The organism is Nostoc sp. DedQUE04 (assembly GCF_034530995.1).
GTDB lineage: Bacteria > Cyanobacteriota > Cyanobacteriia > Cyanobacteriales > Nostocaceae > Nostoc.
The window spans coordinates 98,986-116,436 of record NZ_JAVRCA010000001.1 but is presented as its reverse complement, the minus strand read 5'-3'; the positions used below and the strand labels follow the sequence as shown (position 1 = coordinate 116,436).

The window sequence follows — 17,451 nt, the reverse complement described above, 5'->3', positions numbered from 1 at the left end:
ATTCTTTATAAATAGTCAAAAAATACTTCGGGTACTAATCTTAATTCTCCAGATTTTAAGCGAGAGATGTCTATCCATAAGGCTCTATGTTTATGATGTGGTGATTCAGAAAAAACTAAACTTTCCAGTTGATAAAATTTGGAATCAACAAAGTCACATTGATAAAGCTGAATAATTTCATGACCTTGCCTACCATTAAATGTAAACAGGTTCTCTATACAACCAAGATATTTAATATTGGTTAAGTCTGCCTGAATTTCCTCTTGAAATTCCCGTTTTAAGGCGGCGTGGCTGGTTTCACCAAAATCAACACCACCGCCTAAAGCACGATAAAATGTTTCTTGTTTTACGGGATCGTAGCCTTCAGAAACAAAAATGCGATCGCCATTCCGAATTAACCCCAAGGCTATTACCCGAATTTCACCTGCTTTATTCATTTTTGTAACTAATTATCATAAATAGACTGAGGACGACTTTCGCTATCCTCAATAGGCCAATCTGGATTTTCACCACCGATGTACAATTCTTCAATGGTGACATATTCCTGACTTAGCTGGGTGAGAGCGTTGATTAAAATATCCAATGCGATCGCATCACTGGTTCCTAAGTCAAACCAACAACGCCCCCACTGACCCTCATATTCAAACTCACCGATGTTGTGCATCAGTGCTAGTAGGCTTTTATCATACCCTTGTTCATCATAATTCATGTAGCTGATATCGAGTCCAGTGTCCTGCACCTGAAGATTCTCTGCATTAAATGCACCCAATTTACCCAGATAAAACCAGGAATTGAAAACTTCTTCTACATACTGCTTTTCACGCGCAGAAGGATTTGTGCTGAATTTTAGCCAAATCCACACATCAAAAGGATTAATTTCGCGGAACTGAATCTCCATTTTGGTTTAATATCTCAATTACTTGTCTGCAAATAAGCATATCAAAGTAGGGAATGGGGCATGGGACATAGGGAATAGAGAATAAAACTTAATCGCCAATGCCCAATGCCCAATGCCCAATTATCCAGGATTCTTAAGGCTAACAGCACTATTGCGTTCGCGCTCAATTTGTTTGACTAAATCGCCTGGGAGTTGGGATTTTTTAGTCAATGCTTTGTCAAAATTAGCGATCGCTTCCTGGATCATCTGCTGACTTTTTTCTCTTTGCCCCAGTCGCTTCAGTATTTGGGCTTTAAGATAATAAATTTCTGGATTATCAGATGTCGTTTTGATCGCCCGGTTGACATACTCTAGCGCCTGTGGATACCGTTTTAAATCCCGGTAAGCAAGAGCAATACCCCGATCCACTAAATACTCAGGAGCAGCATTTTTTTCTAAGCGTCCAATTGCCTGATCTGGGCTAGCAAAAGGCAAATTAACCGCCAATAATAAATCCATATAACCCTTGATTAAATTCAGTTCTGGATCGTTGGCAGAAATTGCTTCGGCTTTGTCTAAATATTCATAAACTTGCCGCAGCCGACTAAAAGCTTGGGGTACACCATTGACAGTACCTTCACGGGTGATAACTACTGCACCTTCTAAAAAATGACCAACAGCAGTGTATAAATTACCACGCAATGGATCGCTAGCAATCAGTTTTTGTCCAGTTTCTAGAGTTTTTTGGCTGTAAGTATCTAGTTTAGCCCAATCCTTATTTCCGTATGCTAAAGATGCGCTCATGGCATAAGCTAGAGGTTCATTTGGCTCTTTGGATAGTGCTTGTTCTAGATAACGCTGTGCTGCTGGATAGTTGCCCTGTTGGAAAATTGCTTTAAAAGCTGCTTCTGTTTGGTCGCCAATTTGATGAGGTTCGCGATCGCGAAACGGATCGCCAGCAAGTGAAGGATTTACCCAGATATTAAGTGCGATCGCACCTACAAAAGCAGTCTGAGCAAGGGTAATGAGTTGAGCAGACACTACTAATTGAGGCAAAGAAAACCTTTTAGTCATTTTAACCCTCAGAATAATTGCGGTTGAAATAGTTGTATGTGTTACTTAGAATGCAAAAATGGTTAATTTCAACTTGCCTTTGCTTCAACCAAAATTTTCTTATATATTGGTAATCTTTCCATGTTTGCAGGCTTGCTCTAGCCATTATTTCAGGCTTAGTCTGCCACAATGGAGAAAAAGTGGATAATTCTTGCTGCTAAATTAAGGTGTTAATCCAGGTAATACGCTGTAAATTTTTTTCTAGAATTTTCCAGACACTCTCAGTGTAGCTAATCAGTAATTTGCTGACTTTTTGGTAATCTTAACAAATGCTTTATCTCCGAAATGTAAATTATCATCCCACAGCGTGCCCAACAGCGATTCTCAAATCGATCAATTTAGAATTAGCACCCCAGCAGCTAGGTTTGATTATTGGCCCGAGTGGTTCCGGTAAAAGTACCTTACTAGAAATTTTGTCTGGACTAGCCGAACCCACTACTGGCGCTCTCTTCTGGCGGGAACAAGAACTTATAGCCGAACAGTTACAACAATTAGCCGGGTTAGTATTTCAGTTTCCAGAGCGGCACTTTTGCGGTGGTTCGATTTTAGAAGAATTGCGTTTAGGACATCCTGAGTTAGGGTCAGAACGAGTTAGACAGGCGCTGAGTGAAGTGGGATTAGAGCATTTATCGCTTTCTGCTGCCCCTTATGCTTTGAGTGGTGGTCAGCAACGACGTTTAGCTTTGGCAGTCCAATTAATTCGCCAGCCAAATTTACTGTTATTGGATGAACCCACAGCTGGTTTAGATTGGTCAATGCGTCGGCAATTGATAAATTTATTAGCGAAACTGAAACAAGATTGGACATTGTTAATTGTGACACACGATGCAGGGGATCTGTTAGCGATCGCAGACCGTTGCTGGACACTCAACCACGGCGAACTAGAATCAGTAGACCCAAAGACACTAGAATCCAAAGTTAAAGAACCTCTACCAACGGTGTGAGAAAAAAGCAGGGGGAAAAGGGGACAAGGGGACAAGGGGACAAAGAGAAAAACTATGTCCCATGTCTCATACCAAATGACAAATGACAAATGACAAATGACAAACCTATTGCCTGAGATGGCAGAAATCTGGCAGAAAACTCTCAATTGGCAACCAACTCTTCAACAACAAGCGCAATTTCAAAAGCTTTATGAGTTAATTCTAGAAGGTAATCGCCAACAAAATTTAACTCGGATCGTTGAACCTCAAGAGTTTTGGGAAAAACATCTCTGGGATTCTCTGCGAGGAATTGCACCTCTGTTATCAGCAAATTTCTCTCCTGCTTACCCTACGATCATCGATATTGGTACAGGTGCAGGTTTTCCAGGTATTCCAGTGACAATTACTGTACCTAATTGCCCAATTACTCTTCTCGATTCCACTCGGAAAAAAATTACTTTTCTCGACAATATATTAACTGAACTTGCCCTTACCAATGCCAAAACTCTTGTTGGTAGGGCTGAAGAAATCGGTCAGCACCGCCAACATCGATTAGCTTATGATATTGCATTGATCCGTGCTGTAGGGGCAGCCTCTGTCTGTGCAGAATATACCCTACCACTGCTAAAACAGGGAGGTTTAGCCATAATTTATCGCGGTAATTGGACAGAGGATGAAACAGCTGCTTTAAAGAATGCTGTGAAGCAGTTGGGTGGTGTAATTGAATCAATCGAACAATTTACAACACCGTTAAGCCACAGCATCCGCCACTGTGTGTATTTGCGTAAGGTAGCTACCACTCCAGCTAATTTTCCTCGTGCTGTAGGTGTACCTACTCAAAAACCTCTTTGAGTAAGAGTGCGAGAAAAAGAGCCTAATTCCCAAAAATATACCAAGTGCCATTACTCGGTCGCCAAACTGCGAAGTCATTCCTAATAGAGAAATCATAATTGCCAGGGGCAGGAATATCACCACCAACGCCCCATTGTCTAGTAACTGCTACACCTGTAGAACTGTTAATCACATACCAAGTGCCATTACTCGGTCGCCAGACTGCATAATCAGTTCTACCATCATTATCGTATCTCCCAGGAGCAGGAACATCACCACCAACGCCCCATTGTCTAGTAACTGCTACACCTGTAGAACTGTTAATCACATACCAAGTGCCATTACTCGGTCGCCAGACTGCATAATCAGTTCTACCATCATTATCGTATCTCCCAGGAGCAGGAACATCACCACCAACGCCCCATTGTCTAGTAACTGCTACACCTGTAGAACTGTTAATCACATACCAAGTGCCATTACTCGGTCGCCAGACTGCATAATCAGTTCTACCATCATTATCGTATCTCCCAGGAGCAGGAACATCACCACCAACGCCCCATTGTCTAGTAACTGCTACACCTGTAGAACTGTTAATCACATACCAAGTGCCATTACTCGGTCGCCAGACTGCATAATCAGTTTTGCGATCGCTATCATAATCGCCGGGAACGGGAATATCGCCACCAACGCCCCATTGTCTAGTAACTGCTACACCTGTAGAACTATTAATGACATACCAAGTGCCATTACTCGGTCGCCAGACTGCATAATCAGTTCTATCATCATTATCATAATCGCCAGGAACGGGAATATCGCCACCTACACCCCATTGTCTAGTAACTTCAGCTTGTGCTTTAAAATTTACAATTCCAAGAAGCAATGGAACAGTTAAAGCAACCGTTAATAATTTGCAACCAATCTTCATGAGAACATCCTCCTTATAATCAAATTTAAATTCGACATTTAAAGAAAGATTCTAAATTTCATGTATTGTGATGATTAAATCCGAAATTGCAATTCTTATATAATTTTTTTCAACATAAATATAGCACTATACAGGTAAGATTAATTACAAGATTTGTTGAGATATATTCTTATTTTTAACGTAAAATCAAGCTATATTAAATCTCAAAAAATAAAAAAAAATACCTGCAATAATTGAAGAAAACTAATTATTAAAGAAAATCATTTTCAAAAGATGAATAATGATTAGATGATCGCATCAAAAAACTGGCAACAGAAAGAACATTCTGTCGCCAATTTTTAAGCGCCTGTGACTCTAAATTGTTGTCTGGTTTTAGGCAAATTTACTTGCTGCTGCAAACCGCTTGTTAATCTCATCCCAATTAACCACGTTCCACCATGCATCTAAATAATCAGCGCGGCGATTCTGGTAATTGAGATAATATGCATGTTCCCATACATCGTTACCCAGGATGGGATATTTACCTGCACTTAAGGGAGTATCTTGGTTAGCTGTAGTTGTTACTTCCAACTTGCCACCTTTGTTACGCACTAGCCAAACCCAACCACTACCAAAACGGCCAGCACCAGCTTCATTAAACTGTTTTTTGAAAGCTGCAAAAGAACCAAAATTTTGATTAATTGCGGAGGCGATATTTCCTGTTGGTTCTCCCCCACCTTTTGGCTTCATAATTTGCCAGAACATTGAGTGGTTGACATGACCGCCGCCATTATTACGTACTGTTTTGCGAATATCTTGTGGTACACTGTCAAGTTTTTGCAACAGTTCTTCAACAGTTTTACCTTTGAGTTCTGGATGTTTTTCTAAGGCTGCATTCAGGTTTTTCACATAAGTTGCGTGATGTTTATCGTGGTGAAATTGCATCGTTTTGGCATCGATGTGCGGTTCCAGTGCTTCGTAGGCGTAAGGTAAAGGTGGTAGTTGGATAGTACCTGGTTTATTTGGTGTTGTATTTGCTATTGTGTTTGGTGTTGTTTCAGGAATTGCAGTGTTTCTCTCAGGAGATTTCTCTGCCAATGCACAAGCATCTAATGCAAAAGCACCGGCACCTGATGTCAGTAAAAACAAGAAATGGCGTCGATTAATAGTCATATAAGTTTTTGCAGCTAATCCATGAAGTCTCTATTGCAGTTTTTATTTTCTTAGATTCTGGCTACAAAAAATTGTTAATTGTGATTATTTATGGCAGTTTAAGAAACTATTTACAAGACTTGTAATATTAAGTACTAACATTCAAAACGTTATGTATTTTTACTTAAACTATCTTTTTGCAACTAATCATAGGTTCGCACCCAACCACCAAAAAACAAACTCTATCGTCACAAGAGACGCTACGGGGTGTTAAGGGAATTGTAGGGTATTGGGTAGTTAATCGAGGTCGTCAGGCATTTCACCCACATTATACTTTCTTCTTATTTGTTTCCTCGCTTAAAATCAAATATAGGCTGATCGAGTCCTGGGGGTAAGTGTAAATGAAACACATACTTATCTATGTTAGTAGGATCGGACGGGTCAACAGTACGCTTAGTCCCGTATCCCCATACACGTTTTATGTATTTACCGAACAATGCTCGCGATCCTTCCCGTCCGGTTCCGATATTCCTTTTCTCATTATCAAATTCATTGAGCGTTGCTCCTTTCGTGAGCAGGGTGACAATTATATGTATTTGACTATTTTCTTTAGCAATAGGTTTAATTTACTCCTTAGATTTAGGAGCAACATCGGCGTATTTATCAACATTTTTAGTTGTCATTTTATTAATTCTTAGTTGTTTGGTGTTTTGTATTTTTGGTGAAATGTCGGGAAACACCTGTTTATCAATAACGTACTGAAAAAATTTGTTCAACAGTTAGATTTAAATCTGGAAATGTTGGAGACTTTATACGGTCGTCTCCTCTAAACTGTTTACCACGATATTCACCCTCATCACTTAAAGAGTAAATTGTGATTGTTGGTTGTTTGGGGTCGCCTATCAATTCCTTGCTACCCAAAGCAGCATAATCCACAATCCAATATTCTTGAATACCCATTTCTTCATAGTCAGCAAACTTTTTATGATAATCATCTCTCCAGTTAGTACTAACCACTTCAATCACTAATGGAATTGAAGCTGGTTTACTAAGGATAGATTGTTTCTCCCATAATGGTTCATTACCCAAGTTAGAAAAATTCATTAATAAAACATCAGGATAGTACCCTGATATTTTATTTTCTGGCTTCACTGTTGCTGTTTTAGGTATACCGTAATTAAGTTTAAAACGAAGACACTCATACCCTAACATCATTGTTAAAAATGCTACTATTTGCTCGTGTTTGCCTGATGGTGGCGGCATTTGAATAATATCTCCATCGTGTAATTCATAACGAATGTTTTCCGGTTGTGTTTCTAAAAACTCTAAATATTCATCAAATGTAAATAGTTTTTGTAGTGATTGAATCATTATTTCATCCTGATTATGGATATAAACACTTCACACTGCTGTAACCTGAAAATTAACAGTTAACGGGGTGTAGCGGCCAAAGGTGAAAGTAAATCGGCATGGGCCAGCCAAGGTTCTTACTCAGCAAGAGATACAGCAAATTTTCGCTATTGGGTTAACAAATGACCGCGATCGCACGACGCAGGGGCAAAGTCAGAGTTACGGTCAAAAATTGGATTAACGGCGGTGTGATGATGATTCTGGATGCGATCGCTAACCTATCCCTCGCCACGAATTACAGCGATTGCCCCTACACTCCGTCACAGCGATCGCGCACAAAACAATTATATTTTACACTCCGAAGCGCTTATAGTATTCTGTCCCCAGTTTTGGGATCAAATACAAACAAGTGATTTAAATCAAGTTGTAGAGAAAGGCGATCGCCTGGACGAAGACGCACATCAGAGCCTACCTGAATATTCAGCATTACCGCCGAACCGGGTAAACCAGCACGAATCAAAGTTTCTCTTCCCAAAGGTTCTACAACTTTAACTTCAACCGATAATAATCCTGAGTTTTGAGTACTGTGTTCTGAGTCAGTATCAGTGTTTATTTTTATATGCTCTGGACGAATTCCCAAATCAAAACTGTGTCCTTGACGCGACTGTAATTTTCCTTTCACAACTGTTGGGATTGCTAATAACTGTCCGTTCACATCGAAACCATTATTTTGATAGATTGCAGGCAAAATATTCATTGGCGGACTGCCTAAAAAATTTGCCACCATCTGATTAGCAGGATTTGCATAAATCGTTTGGGGATCGCCAATTTGTTGAATTCGTCCGCGATTTAGCACGACAATTTTATCGGCCAAAGTCATCGCTTCAACTTGATCGTGAGTGACATAAATAGTTGTAATCCCTAATTCTTGATGTAGTTGTTTCAATTCTGCCCTGGTATCATCGCGCAATTGGGCATCTAAATTAGATAAAGGTTCATCAAGTAAAAAGACTTGGGGTTCGCGAGCGATCGCTCTCCCTAATGCTACCCTTTGTTGCTGTCCCCCAGAAAGTTGTTTGGGTTTACGATCTAGCAAATGATCCAGAGAAAGCGATCGCGCCACATTCATCACTCGTTCTTGAATGATTTTTCGGTCAACTTTTCGCATTTGCAAGCCAAAGGCGATGTTTTGGGCCACACTCATGTGAGGATAGAGAGCGTAGTTTTGGAACACCATCGCCACATCCCGTTGTCTGGCTGGAATATTATTTACCAAGCGATCGCCAATATAGAGTTTGCCAGATGTAGCGGTTTCTAAACCGGCGATCGTTCGTAAAATTGTAGATTTACCACAACCCGATGGCCCAACTAAAACCCAAAATTCACCATCAGGAATTTCAAAGGTAATGTCCTCGATCGCGGTGACATTATTGAATCTACGCTTAATATCTTCTAGACGAACGTTTGCCATTATCTAATTTGAGATTGTGGATTTGGGATTAGTGGAAAACTTCCCAAGTCTATTATTCCAGCAAACCTATAAACTCTTCCCTTGTAAGTTCAACATCGCGTAGTATTTTGCGTAATAATCCTTTACCTATTGTTTTACCAGCATGAACAGGAATAGTTACTAACCGCCCATCTTCATGTTGCATTTGTACATGAGAGCCTTTTTGACGCACCGCCTGAAATCCTATTTTTTCAAGGGCGTTAATAACTGTTTTGCCTGTTAAAACTGGTAGTTTTGGCATTAAATTACTACCTTTTGAATACCTATAAATTCTGGTATTTTTTCATCACTTGTTGTTTCTAAACAAAGTTCAATTACTTCTTTCATATTAACCATCAACTCATCAATTGTTTCTCCCTGGCTGTAACAGGCTTTTAGCTGAGGAACTTCTCCAACATAGTAGCCATCTTCATCCCGTTCAATGATGACGTAGAATTCTCGGTTCGTGGGATTAATCATAATCTATTTGTACGTAGGCTCAAAATCATTTTTCTGAATTCTTCGACCAAGCTGGGTGAGAGAGTAAAGAAGCAAAGACTCTTACTCCCCGAAGCTGATTAGAAAGGGGTAAATGACCTCTAGGCGCACTCAAATCCCAGGTAAACCCGTTAGGGTATCGCGTCCAGTTATTACCTGCTTTCCAGCCAATTTTCGGCCAGAAATTCTCCCAGTTTTTACCCAAACTTAACCAAATTTCTCGCTGCACTGAAAAACCAAATTTACCTTCCGAGTGGACTAACCAGAGGTTGTTAATGGTTTGCAAGTCAACAGCCGAGATATTTTCTACCTCAGTAAAGTACAACCATTTTCGTTGTACAGCCGTTGGCCCTGATAGTTCGCACATTTTTTCGATGGTGACGCGATCGGCTGCTTGGAAGTCTTGAGTAGCTAGTAGCTGTTGCAAAGAATTGTAGTTAATCCCGCACTCTGATTTTAGAGGTACAATTCCTTCAGGAAAACAGGAGCGCAAAAATTCTTTGGCTTGAGGTGCATCAGAACTGTAAAGGACTTGGTAAGCTTTGCCATCAATCCAAGTCACTGGGTTCTCACGCCGTTTCAGTAAAAATTCCATCAACACGTCTAATCCCTCATTACCCAACTCAGCTAATTGTGGGATTATCTGCTGTTGGACTTTTTCAGACCCAGCGATTAACGGTTGTCGGAGGGAGTCGATGTCATTTGCAGGGCCTGATAAAATCATTGGGTCTGTCATGCCATTCTTGTGTTAACGGTCAGTGAAAGAGCGGTAAGCTATCGGGCATTCTTTAAAGTGAAGTACTGATAGCGAAAAGTAGTTTACTATTTTTGATCGTACAAAATTGCGATCGCTTCACTGAATCCCACACTTAATCCCCAAATAATGTACAAGGGGAATAGGGGGAAAATCTGCGGATTGGGGACTGGGGACTGGGGACTGGGGACTGAGGGAACATGGATGAAGAAGGGGGAATTATTGAAAAAATCACTTCGTTGTCTCTTTTCAATTCCCAATCCTCAATTCCCAATCCCCATTACCCAATCCCTAGTGCCCAATATACAAGCCTGCCACATAAGGTTTTTTGAATAGCAGCGTATGATTAGGAGTGTGTGAACGATGTACGAAAAGATTACCCCCCCCGCAACCGGAGCAAAAATCACCTTCAAAAATGGTGAACCAATTGTACCGGACAATCCAATTATCCCTTTTATTCGTGGCGACGGCACAGGTATAGACATCTGGCCTGCTACCCAAAAAGTGTTAGATGCGGCGGTAGCCAAAGCATATAAGAATCAACGTCAAATTAGCTGGTTCAAAATTTACGCTGGCGACGAAGCTTGCGATTTATACGGGACTTATCAGTATTTGCCTCAAGACACTTTGACGGCAATTGAAGAGTATGGTGTAGCTATTAAAGGGCCTTTGACTACTCCCGTTGGGGGGGGAATTCGTTCTTTAAATGTAGCGCTGCGACAAATTTTTGACTTGTATGCCTGCGTGCGTCCTTGTCGTTACTATGCAGGTACACCCTCACCCCACAAAAATCCTGAAAAGCTGGATGTAATTGTTTATCGGGAGAATACGGAAGATATTTATTTAGGCATTGAGTGGCGACAAGGTAGCGAAATCGGCGATCGCTTAATTAAAATTCTCAATGAAGAACTGATCCCCGCCACCCCAGAACACAGAAAAAAACGCATTCCTCTTGATTCTGGGATTGGCATCAAACCCATCAGCAAAACTGGTTCTCAGCGTCTAGTTAGACGTGCCATTAAACACGCTTTGCTATTGCCCAAACACAAGCAACAAGTGACTTTGGTGCATAAGGGCAACATTATGAAGTACACCGAAGGCGCTTTCCGCGATTGGGGTTATGAACTAGCAACCAGCGAATTTCGCCAAGAAACTGTTACCGAACGAGAATCTTGGATTTTGAGTAACAAGGAGAAAAATCCGAATATTTCCTTGGAAGAAAACGCCCGCGAGATCGATCCTGGGTTTGATAGTCTCACTGAGGAGAAGAAAGCGCAAATTGTCAAGGAAGTTGAAACTGTTCTTAACTCAATTTGGGCAACTCACGGCGATGGCAAATGGAAAGAGAAAGTTTTGGTGAATGACCGGATTGCTGACAGTATTTTCCAACAAATCCAAACCAGACCAGATGAGTATTCGATTTTGGCGACGATGAACTTAAACGGCGATTATTTGTCTGATGCGGCTGCTGCGATTGTTGGGGGATTGGGAATGGGGCCAGGGGCAAATATTGGTGATTCTAGTGCCATATTTGAAGCTACCCACGGCACTGCACCCAAACACGCCGGCTTAGATCGGATTAATCCTGGTTCAGTGATTTTGTCTGGTGTGATGATGCTGGAATTTTTGGGTTGGCAAGAAGCCGCAGACCTAATTAAGAAAGGTTTAAGCGATGCGATCGCCAGTAGTCAAGTAACCTACGATTTAGCCCGGTTGCTAGAACCACCTGTTGAACCCTTAAAATGTTCTGAATTTGCCGAGGCAATTATTCAACATTTTGGTTAATTCTATTAGGGTTAATTAGTCACAAGTTGAATTACCCCACCCTAACCCTCCCCTTGTAAAGGGGAGGGAACTGGATGTCTTGTTTCCCGCCTTCTAAAACGGAGAGAACTGGATGTCTTGTTTCCCGCCTTCTAAAACGGAGAGAACTGGATCTCTTGTTTCCCCCCTTCTAAAACGGAGAGAACTGGATCTCTTGTCTCCCCCCTTTGCAAGGGGGGATTAAGGGGGGTAATTTAACTTATGCATACAACCCTAGCTTTTTTAAGAGTGGTTAGGGGAGATCGACAAATATTTAATACTCCTCAGACATCCTCTAATAAATCAACCATTTTAAAAAAGCGAAATGGCATTTTATTTGCAAAAAACACCAAAATCAAAAAGCAAACTGGGGTTTGAGTAAGTCAAATGGCATTTTGAGAAAGTCAAAGCTTCGTTTGCTTGCGGAAAACACCAAAATGAGTAAGCAAAAGCTTCTTTTGAGAAAGTCAAAGCTTCTTTTACTTGCGGAAAACACCAAAATGAGTAAGCAAAAGCTTCTTTTGAGAAAGTCAAAGCTTCTTTTACTTGCGGAAAACACCAAAATGAGTAAGTAAAAGCTTGTTTTGAGAAAGCAAAAGCTTCTTTTACTTGCGGAAAACACCAAAATGAGTAAGCAAACTGGGGTTTGAGTAAGTCAAAGCTTATTTTGAGAAAGTAATTGCGGATTTTACTTATTGAATTTAGTCCAAATATGAAGTTTAGATAAAATTATTAAAAAAATTGCTGAGAAATTTTGATCCGTCAGATTTTAAAGTAGTCAAAAACAAAGTCCCCGGCTTTTCTAAAAAGTCGGAGATTTTTTTGGGGCAATCCCTTATAAAGTTTCCCTTATTCGGATTTAGAGTTATCGAGAATTCAGCGTAAGTTCTTCATTAATTCGGATTTAAGCTAATCGGTACTTGCTTTACCTGTGATTTTGCTAATCGATCGGGTGCGATCGCTCCATTCTCTGTAATGATGGCTGTAATCAACTCAGCCGGGGTGACATCAAAAGCTGGGTTGTAAAAATCTACACCCGCAGGTGTGAGAATGGTATCGCCAACTTGATAGATTTCTGTTGGTTCGCGTTCTTCAATGGGAATTTGGCTGCCATCAGCTAATTCAAAATCAACGGTGGAAAGGGGCGCAGCGACAAAGAAGGGGATATTATGAGCTTTAGCTGCGATCGCTACACTGTATGTACCAATTTTATTAGCAGTGTCGCCATTAGCAGCAATGCGATCGGCACCCACAACTACAGCATGAATCAAACCCTGTTTCATGCAATGGGCTGCCATATTATCAGTAATTAATGTAACTGGAATACCTTCTTGCACGCATTCCCAAGTGGTGAGTTTTGCGCCTTGCAAACGAGGACGGGTTTCGTCGGCAAATAAACGTTCTAAACGTCCTTCCCTCCAAGCAGAACGTACAACACCCAAAGCTGTGCCATATCCGGCTGTAGCTAATGCCCCAGCATTGCAGTGAGTAAGCAACCTTAGCTTTTCTGGGGTAGTAGGCAAGACTGCTAAACCATTGTCGCCGATCGCTTGACAGGTTTGCAAATCTTCAACGTTGATTGCTTGGGCTGTTTGGAAAAGGGTTTGCTTAATCTCTTCTACTGTTCCCAGCGTTTCGTAGGCGGCTTTCAGCATCCGGCTAATTGCCCAAAATAAATTTACCGCCGTCGGACGAGTAGAACGCAACAACTGGGCTACTTTATCTAAGTGTTGCAAAAATTCGGTGCGATCGCTTGTTTTAATTTCCCTTGCACCAAGATACATTCCATAAGCCGCAGCTACACCAATTGCAGGCGCACCTCGCACAATCATAGTTTTAATCGCCCGCGCCATATCTTCACTGCGGTGAATTTCTACAAATGTATATTCATTGGGTAAGCGAGTTTGGTCAATTAGTGACACTGAGTCGTTGTGCCAAATTACGGGATAAACCTGGTTTGTCGAAGGTGTCATAGAAAAAGGTAGTTAGTAAAGGGTCAATATTTTTTACTTTAATGCACCCTGATGATTTCATTCTTAAACTGATTAAACGTTCTGAGTATGCATTTAAAAGCTTTGAAAATTTTAGAGTCAGATGGTCTGATGAAATTGGTATTTTATTTATTAGTTTGGTATATAGCGTTTCCCGACCTGCTGAGGTACTGAGTAAATCACTAATAAAATTAGGTAAGCCTCTGCGTACCTTTGCGTTTGACTCTGCGCTCCTCTGCGTTTAAAAACATTATTTCTGTACCTCACGTAACTAGGAATTGCGATAGTCAAATCCTAAATAATCAAAAAAATAGAGCAGTTGCACTGTAATACAACTGCTCTAAAAATTACTGAGATAGATATTTACTCTACCTATCCACAGACCCCATAATTACGTCAACACTACCGAGAATCACCACAATATCTGCAACCTTCATCCCGCGTAGTAAATGTGGCACAATCTGGAGATTGTTGAAATCTGCGGCGCGAATCTTCCATCGTGCAGGGAAGACATTATCATCGCCAACCAAATAAATTCCCAATTCACCTTTACCACTTTCTACACGGGCGTAGATTTCACCCTTGGGCATCTTGAAAGTCGGCGAAACTTTTTTACCGATGAATTGGTAATCAAATGCGTCCCACTCGGATTTTTTACCTGCGGCTAAACGCTTGGCTTCCAGATTTTCGTAAGGGCCGCCAGGAAGTCCTTTAATTGCTTGGCGAATAATCTTCACAGATTCGCGCATTTCCCGCATCCGCACCACATAACGGGCAAAGCAATCACCGGCGGTTTCCCACTGCACATCCCAGTCGAAATCGTCGTAGCATTCATAATGGTCAACTTTTCGTAAATCCCATTGCACGCCAGAAGCGCGTAACATTGGGCCAGAAAGTCCCCAGTTAATTGCTTCTTCTCGCGTGATAGTACCAATACCCTCAACACGTCGCCGGAAGATGGGGTTATCGGTTACTAAACGTTCGTACTCATCAACTTTGGGTAATAAGTAGTCGCAGAATTCCAGACATTTATCTACCCAACCGTAAGGTAAATCAGCCGCTACTCCACCAACGCGGAAGTAGTTGTTATTTACCATCCGATAACCTGTGGCTGCTTCCCACAAATCATAAATCATCTCCCGTTCGCGGAACTGGTAAAAGAAGGGAGTTTGAGCGCCTACGTCAGCGAGGAAGGGGCCAAACCATAGCAAGTGGTTAGCGATACGGTTCAACTCCAGCATAATGACGCGGATGTAGCTAGCGCGTTTGGGAACAGCGACACCTGCAAGTTTTTCTGGGGCGTTAACAGTGACAGCTTCGTTGAACATTCCCGCCGCGTAGTCCCAGCGACTAACGTAAGGAACGTACATTACATTAGTGCGGTTCTCAGCAATTTTTTCCATTCCCCGGTGCAAATAGCCGATGACTGGTTCACAGTCAACAACATCCTCGCCATCCAGAGTCATGATTAGCCGCAGAACCCCGTGCATTGAGGGGTGGTGTGGCCCCATGTTTAGCACCATTGGTTCAGTGCGGGTTTCTAGTCTGGTCATAGATTTTGTGTTCTCCCGTTGTGTTCGTGTAGCGTGCTGAAGGCAAATTTTAAATTGAACCGCTAAGATGCCAACCAGAATGTTTTAGTTTGTTGCACTTCTTCAACTATTATATGGAAGCTCGATATCCACTTAATTGAGGCATCGGATTTTTTTCACCTCATTGTGCTGGGACAAGGGGACAATGCCCAATGCATAATGCCCAATGAATTCTGAGTTTTTACGTAAGTCATAGAGATATTGTGTCAGTTATATTACAGTTTTATGACCCTGATACTCATCTATGACTTTCAATCAAGAGCGTTTTGATAAGCTAATTCAGAAGTTAGAAGTTTTTGCTAATAAACAACCGCGTCTTTATAAATTGCACGTTGCTTTTTTGGCTACTTTGGGCTACGCATATATATTTTTGGTTTTAGGTGTAACGTTGACTTTGTTAGTAGGTATTATCTTTTTGATGCTTAACGCTCATTCAGTTAATGCCTCATCTTTGAAAGGTGTTCTGTTTTTGCTGGCGTTCGCATTGGTGTTAGCGCGATCGCTATGGGTTTCTTTTTCCCCACCTACAGGTTTACCACTACAATCTAAGGATGTACCCAATCTCTATTCTTTAATTAACGAAATCTCATCGAAGCTAAAAGCTCCACGGTTTCACCACATCCTGTTGACCAACGATTTTAATGCAGGGGTTGTCCAAATACCACGCTTAGGTTTGCTGGGATGGCAGCAAAATTACTTAATTGTCGGTCTACCACTCATGCTAGCACTGCCGCCCGAACAATTTCGTGCCGTCTTAGCCCATGAACTGGGACATTTATCAGGAAATCACAGCCGCTTTAGTGGCTGGATTTATCGCCAACGTGCAACTTGGTATCGCATTGTTACAGGATTTCGACAAAGTGGAAATGAAATATCCTGGTTAATCTTTGAGCGGTTTTTGACATGGTATACACCATTTTTTTATGCCTATTCTTTTGTATTGGCACGGATGAATGAATATGAAGCAGATAGATGTGCTGTTGATATAACAGGAGATCAAAATGCTGCTAAAGCTTTGATAAGTTTGGAGGTCAAAGCTAGATTTCTAGAAAGATATTTTTGGTCTAGTATCTATAAACAAGTAGAGACAGAAATCGAACCACCGAAAATGTCTTATACAGCGATGCAACAAGCTTTAAGTCAGAAACTTCATGAAGAAATCACAAGTACTTATTTAACGGAAGCTTTAACAGATAAAACTAACAATAGTGATACTCATCCTTGCTTAACAGATAGACTAAAAGCTTTGGGATACGTATCTAATATTCAGAAAGATGTAGCTATATTTGCACGACTTGAAATAAGTGCTGCCCAAGAATTTTTGGGACATAGGTTAGAAAAATTTATCGGGTATTTTAGTCAAGATTGGCAAGATAAAATAGCAACGCCTTGGCGACAAAAATATGCTGATTTTCAAAAAGCGATAGCTACATTAAAAGATTTACATCACAAATCACAAGAACAACAGCTAACTTTAGAAGAAGCGACTCAAAGAGCATTTTTAACATTGGATTTTGAGGGTGAAGAAGCAGTAATACCTCTATTAGAAGAAATTATTCATCGTGATGCTCATCATGCCTCAGCTAATTATTTACTAGGGCAAATATTATTAAAAAATCAGGATATAAGCGGAATAAAATATATCGAGAAAGCAATAGATAAAGACTCAAATATAGTCATAGAAGGTTGCCAGATAATTTACTATTTTCTTAAACAACAAGGAAAGCTTAATGAAGCCAAATCTTATCAAGAACGTGCCGAAAATTATCATGAATTAATTTTGAAAGCACAGCAAGAACGTTCAAATGTGAGAGAAAAGGATAAATTGGAACCTCATACTGTCTCAGATATAGAGGTAAACAAGCTTTGTCAGCAGTTATCTCGTTACCCGCAAGTAATAAGTGCTTACTTAGTTCAAAAAAATCTGCAATATTTTCCTGAGAAACCACTTTATGTTTTAGCTTTGAAGCGAGAAGTTACCTTTTTAGAAGGTATTCAGGAACCCGATCACTCTAAACTTGTAAACAGCTTGTTAGAGGAAAACGAATTTCTCGATAATGTATTCATTTTTATTTTAAATAGCCATTTAAATATGGAGAAAAAATTAAAAGTGATACCAAATTCGATGATTTACCAAAAAAAAGGTAAGAAATAACACTACAGATGCTTAAAGT

Annotated in this window: 17 protein-coding genes; 5 read left to right on the top strand and 12 right to left on the bottom strand. The window is 40.7% G+C overall.

Features of this window, described 5'->3' with window-relative positions; all coding sequences use genetic code 11:
* Positions 1-5: 5 nt before the first annotated feature.
* From RM049_RS00535 to RM049_RS00525, 3 genes are all read right to left on the bottom strand, one after another.
* Complete coding sequence (locus RM049_RS00535; RefSeq protein ID WP_322702799.1) at positions 6-437, bottom strand: NUDIX hydrolase; 432 nt, start codon at positions 435-437, stop codon at positions 6-8.
* 8 nt (positions 438-445) lie between these two features.
* Entirely contained in the window at positions 446-898 is a 453-nt protein-coding gene (locus RM049_RS00530) for a DUF3531 family protein (RefSeq protein ID WP_322673316.1), read from the bottom strand.
* A 120-nt stretch (positions 899-1,018) separates the two neighbouring features.
* Positions 1,019-1,951: a Sll0314/Alr1548 family TPR repeat-containing protein gene (locus RM049_RS00525; protein ID WP_322702798.1), complete on the bottom strand. Its 933-nt coding sequence runs from the start codon at positions 1,949-1,951 to the stop codon at positions 1,019-1,021.
* 308 nt (positions 1,952-2,259) lie between these two features.
* Between RM049_RS00525 and RM049_RS00520 the strand changes: the two genes are divergently transcribed.
* Together RM049_RS00520 and rsmG are read left to right on the top strand one after the other, a co-directional pair.
* Positions 2,260-2,934, top strand: coding sequence for an energy-coupling factor ABC transporter ATP-binding protein (locus tag RM049_RS00520; protein ID WP_322685401.1), 675 nt, complete (start codon positions 2,260-2,262; stop codon positions 2,932-2,934).
* Positions 2,935-3,030: 96 nt separating this feature from the next.
* On the top strand, positions 3,031-3,765 hold the full coding sequence (gene rsmG / locus RM049_RS00515) for a 16S rRNA (guanine(527)-N(7))-methyltransferase RsmG (protein ID WP_322702797.1): 735 nt from the start codon (positions 3,031-3,033) through the stop codon (positions 3,763-3,765).
* Between the two features lie 22 nt (positions 3,766-3,787).
* Here rsmG and RM049_RS00510 read toward each other — a convergent pair whose 3' ends face one another.
* From RM049_RS00510 to RM049_RS00500, 3 genes are all read right to left on the bottom strand, one after another.
* Positions 3,788-4,669 carry a hypothetical protein gene (locus RM049_RS00510; RefSeq protein ID WP_322702796.1) on the bottom strand — a complete coding sequence of 294 codons (882 nt, stop codon included), beginning with the start codon at positions 4,667-4,669 and terminating at the stop codon, positions 3,788-3,790.
* A gap of 372 nt (positions 4,670-5,041) precedes the next feature.
* Positions 5,042-5,821 carry a superoxide dismutase gene (locus RM049_RS00505; RefSeq protein ID WP_322689216.1) on the bottom strand — a complete coding sequence of 260 codons (780 nt, stop codon included), beginning with the start codon at positions 5,819-5,821 and terminating at the stop codon, positions 5,042-5,044.
* Positions 5,822-6,547: 726 nt separating this feature from the next.
* Positions 6,548-7,171, bottom strand: coding sequence for a Uma2 family endonuclease (locus RM049_RS00500; protein ID WP_322702795.1), 624 nt, complete (start codon positions 7,169-7,171; stop codon positions 6,548-6,550).
* Between the two features lie 161 nt (positions 7,172-7,332).
* Here RM049_RS00500 and RM049_RS00495 point away from each other — a divergent pair, with 161 nt between their 5' ends.
* Entirely contained in the window at positions 7,333-7,563 is a 231-nt protein-coding gene (locus tag RM049_RS00495) for a hypothetical protein (protein ID WP_322702794.1), read from the top strand.
* On the opposite strand, the gene RM049_RS00490 is transcribed toward RM049_RS00495, so the two are convergent.
* From RM049_RS00490 to RM049_RS00475, 4 genes are read right to left on the bottom strand one after another with little or no spacing between them, the layout of a single operon-like run.
* Positions 7,518-8,621, bottom strand: a complete 1,104-nt coding sequence (locus RM049_RS00490; protein WP_322702793.1) for an ABC transporter ATP-binding protein — start codon at positions 8,619-8,621, stop codon at positions 7,518-7,520. The two genes, RM049_RS00495 and RM049_RS00490, sit on opposite strands and share 46 nt — an antisense overlap.
* 52 nt (positions 8,622-8,673) lie before the next feature.
* Positions 8,674-8,901, bottom strand: coding sequence for a type II toxin-antitoxin system HicA family toxin (locus tag RM049_RS00485; RefSeq protein ID WP_322702792.1), 228 nt, complete (start codon positions 8,899-8,901; stop codon positions 8,674-8,676).
* The gene (locus RM049_RS00480; protein WP_322685392.1) at positions 8,901-9,119 is read right to left on the bottom strand and encodes a type II toxin-antitoxin system HicB family antitoxin; all 219 of its coding nucleotides are present in this window, start codon (positions 9,117-9,119) and stop codon (positions 8,901-8,903) included. Before RM049_RS00480 ends, RM049_RS00485 begins: the two co-directional genes overlap by 1 nt.
* 25 nt (positions 9,120-9,144) lie before the next feature.
* Positions 9,145-9,873: a GUN4 domain-containing protein gene (locus RM049_RS00475; protein ID WP_322702791.1), complete on the bottom strand. Its 729-nt coding sequence runs from the start codon at positions 9,871-9,873 to the stop codon at positions 9,145-9,147.
* A 381-nt stretch (positions 9,874-10,254) separates the two neighbouring features.
* Here RM049_RS00475 and RM049_RS00470 point away from each other — a divergent pair, with 381 nt between their 5' ends.
* On the top strand, positions 10,255-11,676 hold the full coding sequence (locus RM049_RS00470; protein WP_322702790.1) for an NADP-dependent isocitrate dehydrogenase: 1,422 nt from the start codon (positions 10,255-10,257) through the stop codon (positions 11,674-11,676).
* Between the two features lie 911 nt (positions 11,677-12,587).
* Here RM049_RS00470 and mtnA read toward each other — a convergent pair.
* Together mtnA and RM049_RS00460 are read right to left on the bottom strand one after the other, a co-directional pair.
* The gene (mtnA, locus tag RM049_RS00465; protein WP_322702789.1) at positions 12,588-13,667 is read right to left on the bottom strand and encodes an S-methyl-5-thioribose-1-phosphate isomerase; all 1,080 of its coding nucleotides are present in this window, start codon (positions 13,665-13,667) and stop codon (positions 12,588-12,590) included.
* A gap of 386 nt (positions 13,668-14,053) precedes the next feature.
* Entirely contained in the window at positions 14,054-15,238 is a 1,185-nt protein-coding gene (locus RM049_RS00460; protein WP_194041009.1) for an NAD(P)H-quinone oxidoreductase subunit H, read from the bottom strand.
* Between the two features lie 283 nt (positions 15,239-15,521).
* Between RM049_RS00460 and RM049_RS00455 the strand changes: the two genes are divergently transcribed.
* The gene (locus RM049_RS00455; RefSeq protein ID WP_322702788.1) at positions 15,522-17,432 is read left to right on the top strand and encodes a M48 family metallopeptidase; all 1,911 of its coding nucleotides are present in this window, start codon (positions 15,522-15,524) and stop codon (positions 17,430-17,432) included.
* Positions 17,433-17,451 lie beyond the last annotated feature (19 nt).